The following is a 5,592-nucleotide window of genomic DNA, read 5'->3' as shown; positions in this document are numbered from 1 at the left end:
TGTTTGCTGAAGTGCTTGGAGTAGAGCATGTTGGGATAGATGATAACTTCTTTGACTTGGGTGGGCATTCACTTTTGGCGACACGCCTGGTTAGCCGGATCAGGTCGACTATGGGGATTGAAGTTGCACTTGGCCTAATTTTTGAATCACCATCGATTGCAGAAATTGCAAACTCAATTGAGTGATTGTCAAAGCTATATTTGAGCCAAACAATCTAATTACTACTATTGAATAAGAGGAATCATATGAAAAACAACGATGATTGCATGGTCCTAATAAAAAAAGGGATCAAACCGGCACTTTTTTGTATCCATTCGGTCTCAGGTTCATCAACTATTTATCGGCATATGAAGTCGCCAATTATGAATAGCTTATATGGGCTCAATGCTATAGGCGTCCACTTTGATGTGCAGCCCGAGGATACTATTGTTGAAATGGCCAACACTTACTTACAGCAAATAAGACGGATCCAACCTCTGGGACCTTATCATATTTGTGGATTTTCGATGGGGGGACTCATTGCCTATGAAATTGCATGTCAGTTGCAAAGTCATGGAGAGGCAGTATCATTGCTAGGTCTGATTGATGTTCAGGTGACTATTGCAAGAAAAAATGATGCGGAAGAATTATTAAGCGGTTATGATGGATGGATTACTTTTATCAATATATTATTTGGTAACGTAGATCAGCGATTTTATAATCTGGATTGTTCATTTTGGAAATATAATAGACAGAAAAAGTTGGATTGTTTGTTAAAATTGAAATTGGAAAAGCATGACAACAGGCACCCCAAAACTATTGATGCCGAATGGTTGGACAAGTGTTACACATTTTATTGCGCAATGAACAAAGCTAATATTGATTACGAATTAGGGGAATTTGGCTCTGATTTAATTTATTTTGCTACGTCAGATGGGTCGCATATTCAATCCGTAAAGAATATTAGAACCCGCGTGACGGGTAATGTAAAAGTTATAAATATTGAGGGTTCCCATCTGAATCTTTTTTCTGATGAAACACATGCAACCACGCTTGGGTCTTTGATCGCCAAAGAATTGAATTGTCAAAAAGCAACCAGATGAAGTGCGGAAAAGCACGATCTTTCGATGTGCGTAAAACGTTGATCTGCCATTTATGAATGCAATTACAATAGAAGATAGGTTGTTATAGATTCTAATTAAAACTATCAAATGCTAGTATTAAATACTTTAGCATCCGTGAACTAGCGAATTGTTTTAGTTCCCATTATGTAACGAGCGAGGCTGAAATACGCAGCAGTCTAGCCTCCATAAAGCGTTCGGATAGAAGAGGAATTACGTGGCGAAAGCTTATTTCTTGAGCTGTTTTTAGCCCACTTGTACAGATCGCTAGAACGTGTTTTTCGTCTGCCTGGAAAAGCCAAAAATTCCAGCGGGCAGGGTCATCTGATAATTTCGCATCGATATCTAGTTTAATCTGGCGAACAGAAGACAGTTCGAAGGAAAACTGATTGAGTGGTATAGATAGTCCAATCCCGCGGGCCTTAACATAGGCCTCTTTCAACGTCCAGTATTCAAAAAAACGATGTGGCCTTTCTTCTATATGCAATGCATTTAACTCATTTATCTCTGAAGGTGCGAAGTGGTAATCAGCGATATCGAGTGGCGCTACCTGCCCAGTATCTGCCTCCACGTCAATTCCAATTCTCCGATCAGTGGTTATGGCAAGAGCGACCAATTCACGTGTATGAGAAATGTTGAATGATATAGATCGCTCGATTGGATGTGAGGAACTAATTTTTGGCCTACCATAGATGTCGCTCGTAAATATCCACTCTTTGGGTTCTATCGGTGAATAGCGTGACAGGCTGGTTCGCACTAGTGCTCGAGTAGCGAGAAACCGTAACCGGTCATCTATATGGTGAAATCGATAGTAACGATCTTTCTCCTCAGTGCTAAGGAGGTGGGTATAGTTTGCGAGAACTGAGGAGTGTCGAACATCAGAAACCCAAGTGAACCAGATGTCAATACGGTTTGGACAAGGTGCCAGAATTGAGGAAGAATCTAACATTCTTCGCAGCATTTCAAATCTCCTTAGATTTATAGCTCGGGAAAGAACCTTATTTTCTAAAATATTAGCTACGTACAGATGGACCCCGTAGCAGCTAATATAAGGTCGTCACTTACGTCGTCATCTAATTAATAGTTTGGGTCTGTGACAGATAAAATCTATTAAGAAAATATCACACTAATAAGTATTGCACAATGAGTTACAATTAGTATAAGCTACCTTAAATTGTGTAAAAAAAATTTACAATTTAAAATATAAATTTAGCGTTGATCTCATGAAATATTCGTGTAATACGGAAAAAAATTGCTCAACTCCAGACTCTATGAGCTCGGTTGTCGCGGTGGAGTTTTTATCTTGCAATAAATGGTCAATTAGCAAATTAGTCTGCCTAGTGGTGTTTACAACATTGTGTAGTATTTCTGCTCCATATTTACTTGCACAGCTCATTGATAAATTGAGTAATGGATTTTCTGCTTGGCCGCTTTTTCTGGGGTTTTTGTTATATTCAAGTCTATTTGGAATTGCGGTGGCGTTTCGGCGAGGCCAGGGTTATGTCGCACAATCTCTTGAAAGTAATTTGAATTTTGTTCTATCCGTAAATTTTATAAAGAAAGTTTCATTGAAAACCCCTAACTTTTTCGTCAAATGCAATCCAGCCGAAATACAAGCTGCTTCACAATTAGCTCAAAGTGCGCTCCGTACAATCTTCAATTTGGTTTTCTTAGTAGTATTTCCAGGTATTATCCAATTCGTTTTAAGTCTCTTACTAGTTGGAAGCACACTAAATTTGGCAGTAGCCGTCATTGTGATGATTTATGGAATAGTTTTTATTTCAATTACATACATAGCTAGCGTTTTAACACGCCCGTTGCTGGGTAAGGCGAATCAAGCGTTTCAAGAGAATGCAAAGCAAGCGGGTAATATGATCACTGCGATGGAAACAATTAGATATTATGGTGGGCAGAATTGGGCAGTAGATCGATTTAATATTAAAGCAGAAGAAATACGTGATAGTTGGAAAGACTGGGCATCTAAGCATACTCGATATTCCATGGTACTTGGAATTGCCTTGACCCTGCAATTTTCAGCCAATTTTTACATTATTTTACCTGAATTTGATAAAAACAATATATCAGTTGGTGATGTAGTTCTGTTTAATGTCCTGATAATGCAACTTAACGTACCATTTGATTTATTGGGTACATCCATTAGCAGGTTTTTTGAATCTTATTCAAAATTGGAACCTGCAAATCAAATTTGGGCCGCAGCAGAGGAACCAACAGAAGACTCAGTCTTAGAAGTGAAATGTAACAATAGTGCTGACATCATTTCCGGTAGACTGCAGTTTAAAAATGTGAGTTTCTCCTATGTTAGTGAGGATAGAAAAAATATAGCTCTTCGTAATGTTAATTTTCTCGCAGAACGTGGAAAAATAACATTTATCACCGGTAAGAGCGGAGCGGGTAAATCAACATTATTAAAACTCGCGCTGAAAACTGCAGAACCTGATAATGGAAGTATTTTTATAGATGGTGTTAATCTGCGCTTTATACAGCGAAAAGAATTGTACTCGTTGATTGGAGTAGTCTCGCAAGAGGTTATTCTTCTCAGTGACTCGATAAGAGATAACATAACTCTTGGGAGAGCCGCTACCAATCAGGAAATTGAAATGGCTATTAGTCGAGCTGCAATAAGTGATTTTATACAAACTCTTCCAGAGGGACTTTCAACCTTAGTTGGTGAACGTGGATTGAGGCTTTCTGGTGGTGAACGTCAACGAATTGCAATAGCCAGAGCTCTACTGAAAAAACCACAAATTTTGTATCTTGATGAAGCAAGCTCGGCTCTCGATGAAAACACTGAAAAAGCAATAATGGATAAGCTTAGGGAGTTGTCGGGAGAAATGACAATTATTGCTATTACTCATCGCAAAGGCGTGATCAACGCCACTGACAAATTAGTTGAGTTAGAGGGTGGAAAAATTAATTAAGATTCCCTCTAGGCTCTAGGCTTTGCAGTAAATTTATTGTTGTAGATGATCGATGTCATTATCAATATGAAAGATCATATTCATTTGTAAGAGGTGTACTCTGCTCTACTTAACTTTACAAATGAGGTTAGTATCAGAGATCATGTTTAACAATATAGTTCGTTTATTAACGGTATTACTTAGTTCTCTTTTTTCATCAAATTAATGAGTGACTTTGGGCGAAGATCTATCCAATTGGCAGTTACAAATTCGCTACAAGACGGTTTATCCGCTGGTCCATATTCACATCGCCATCCTGTGGGTACTTCAACGTGTTCAGGCCAAATGGACCGCTGTTTTTCGTCATTTACAAGGACAAGGAATTGGTTGGTGGCGTCATCAAATAGACTACTCATAGTTTCCTCCTTCTGACTGGCTCACATCTACTTAAAGTAGTACTATATATTCGCACCCTTGGGACATTTTTTCAAGCAAAAATTATCTAATTTACTACCGGGAACACAATATTATGGCCTTCGTTGGTGCCTATTTGGTTGGTTGATAAATTACATTTGAGAGTTTGCTTTGGGTAAATCAGGTGAATATTATTAAGTTTGGCAGCCATCCCTTCCGGATTTTACGGATGGCCGGACATTTTGATTGTACTTTTTCCATCTCAAGCAACCCGGCAGTAAAATCCATAATTGCTACTAATTAAGGCTTTCCAATTTCTACATTAACTCCACTCTCACCTTTGTCGCGTTGGAACTCGACATATAGGATTGTTCTATCCTTTTGTGATGCGTTGATTGCAAAATGAGCTAACGACCCGTCGAATATAAGTGTCTGTCCTGGAACATGTTGCCGGAACTCTCCTTCGACGTTTAAGTAAGCATAGTTGTGCTCTGAAGCGGCATCAAGAGTTAAGTGAAGTTGTAGGATGCCTTTTGCAGCTAGTTCCTTATGGCAATGTGTGGGGAGAAAAGTGTTGGATTTAAGACGAACTAAAGCCGCTACTTTTACTCCAGGTATTCGATTAAGTAGGGATAAAGTGTATGCCATTTTTCCGTTCAAAAACCGAATCGGATTGGATTCAGCTACTAACACTAGTTGAATCCAATCTTCATTTATGCCATTCAAACCCCAACCTTTTAACCAGCCATATTCTCCGCCACCTTGAACGTAGTCTCCAATTTCCTTAAATACTTCTTTATGAGTTTTCCCCACCCTATGAATTGGCGTTAGGGGCAAATCTAATTCGTCAGTTTCGTCCCTAATTTTAGTCCAGTTATCTCGTAGAGATGTAAATTGTGGAAAATTTTGTTCGTCGTGAAATCCTAGTGGCATCATTTTTCCTTTCAATCTGGTTTACGCCGAAGCCGAAATATCGGTACCAATTTCTATTAGGTCATCTCATCCGGCGTAACTTTGGTCGTATTTTAAGGTCCACTGAGGAGCGTAGACGTTTACTTAATCCAGCAACTGTTGGTTCTTCAAAGAGCATTCGGATCGCAACTTCAATCCCCATAGTCGACCTGATCCGGCTAACCAGGCGTGTCGCCAAAAGTGAATGC

General features: G+C 39.1%; 7 protein-coding genes. 3 read left to right on the top strand and 4 right to left on the bottom strand.

What is annotated here, in order from left to right; translation table 11 throughout:
- Together AB2J24_RS19705 and AB2J24_RS19700 are read left to right on the top strand one after the other, a co-directional pair.
- Window positions 1–185 (top strand): phosphopantetheine-binding protein (locus tag AB2J24_RS19705; protein WP_367386787.1); only part of this gene is annotated, 185 nt, incomplete at its 5' end.
- A gap of 60 nt (window positions 186–245) precedes the next feature.
- Window positions 246–1,082 (top strand): thioesterase domain-containing protein, encoded by an 837-nt coding sequence (locus tag AB2J24_RS19700; protein WP_367386786.1) that lies wholly within the window; start codon window positions 246–248, stop codon window positions 1,080–1,082.
- A 163-nt stretch (window positions 1,083–1,245) separates the two neighbouring features.
- Here AB2J24_RS19700 and AB2J24_RS19695 read toward each other — a convergent pair whose 3' ends face one another.
- Window positions 1,246–2,061, bottom strand: a complete 816-nt coding sequence (locus tag AB2J24_RS19695; protein ID WP_367386785.1) for a 4'-phosphopantetheinyl transferase family protein — start codon at window positions 2,059–2,061, stop codon at window positions 1,246–1,248.
- Window positions 2,062–2,389: 328 nt separating this feature from the next.
- Here AB2J24_RS19695 and AB2J24_RS19690 point away from each other — a divergent pair, with 328 nt between their 5' ends.
- A complete protein-coding gene (locus tag AB2J24_RS19690; protein ID WP_367386784.1) occupies window positions 2,390–4,039 on the top strand; it encodes an ABC transporter ATP-binding protein in 1,650 nt (549 codons plus the stop codon).
- A 179-nt stretch (window positions 4,040–4,218) separates the two neighbouring features.
- Here the strand turns inward: AB2J24_RS19690 and AB2J24_RS19685 are convergent, their stop codons facing one another.
- The 3 genes from AB2J24_RS19685 to AB2J24_RS19675 all read right to left on the bottom strand — a co-directional run bounded on the left by AB2J24_RS19685 (window position 4,219) and on the right by AB2J24_RS19675 (window position 5,582).
- On the bottom strand, window positions 4,219–4,434 hold the full coding sequence (locus AB2J24_RS19685; protein WP_367386783.1) for an MbtH family protein: 216 nt from the start codon (window positions 4,432–4,434) through the stop codon (window positions 4,219–4,221).
- A 298-nt stretch (window positions 4,435–4,732) separates the two neighbouring features.
- Window positions 4,733–5,365: an aspartyl/asparaginyl beta-hydroxylase domain-containing protein gene (locus AB2J24_RS19680; RefSeq protein WP_367386782.1), complete on the bottom strand. Its 633-nt coding sequence runs from the start codon at window positions 5,363–5,365 to the stop codon at window positions 4,733–4,735.
- Between the two features lie 61 nt (window positions 5,366–5,426).
- Window positions 5,427–5,582: a phosphopantetheine-binding protein gene (locus tag AB2J24_RS19675; protein WP_367386788.1), complete on the bottom strand. Its 156-nt coding sequence runs from the start codon at window positions 5,580–5,582 to the stop codon at window positions 5,427–5,429.
- Window positions 5,583–5,592 lie beyond the last annotated feature (10 nt).

Source organism: Lentilitoribacter sp. EG35 (genome assembly GCF_040784015.1).
Taxonomy (GTDB): Bacteria; Pseudomonadota; Alphaproteobacteria; order Rhizobiales; family Rhizobiaceae; genus Lentilitoribacter.
The sequence above is the reverse complement of the archived record's forward strand: the minus strand, read 5'-3'. Positions and strand labels throughout refer to the sequence as shown.

Coding starts and splice junctions, on each gene's coding strand:
- AB2J24_RS19685 (WP_367386783.1), bottom strand. CDS start 4,434: ATGAGTAGTCTATTTGATGACGCCACCAACCAATTCCTTGTCCTTGTA.
- AB2J24_RS19700 (WP_367386786.1), top strand. CDS start 246: ATGAAAAACAACGATGATTGCATGGTCCTAATAAAAAAAGGGATCAAA.
- AB2J24_RS19680 (WP_367386782.1), bottom strand. CDS start 5,365: ATGCCACTAGGATTTCACGACGAACAAAATTTTCCACAATTTACATCT.
- AB2J24_RS19695 (WP_367386785.1), bottom strand. CDS start 2,061: ATGCTGCGAAGAATGTTAGATTCTTCCTCAATTCTGGCACCTTGTCCA.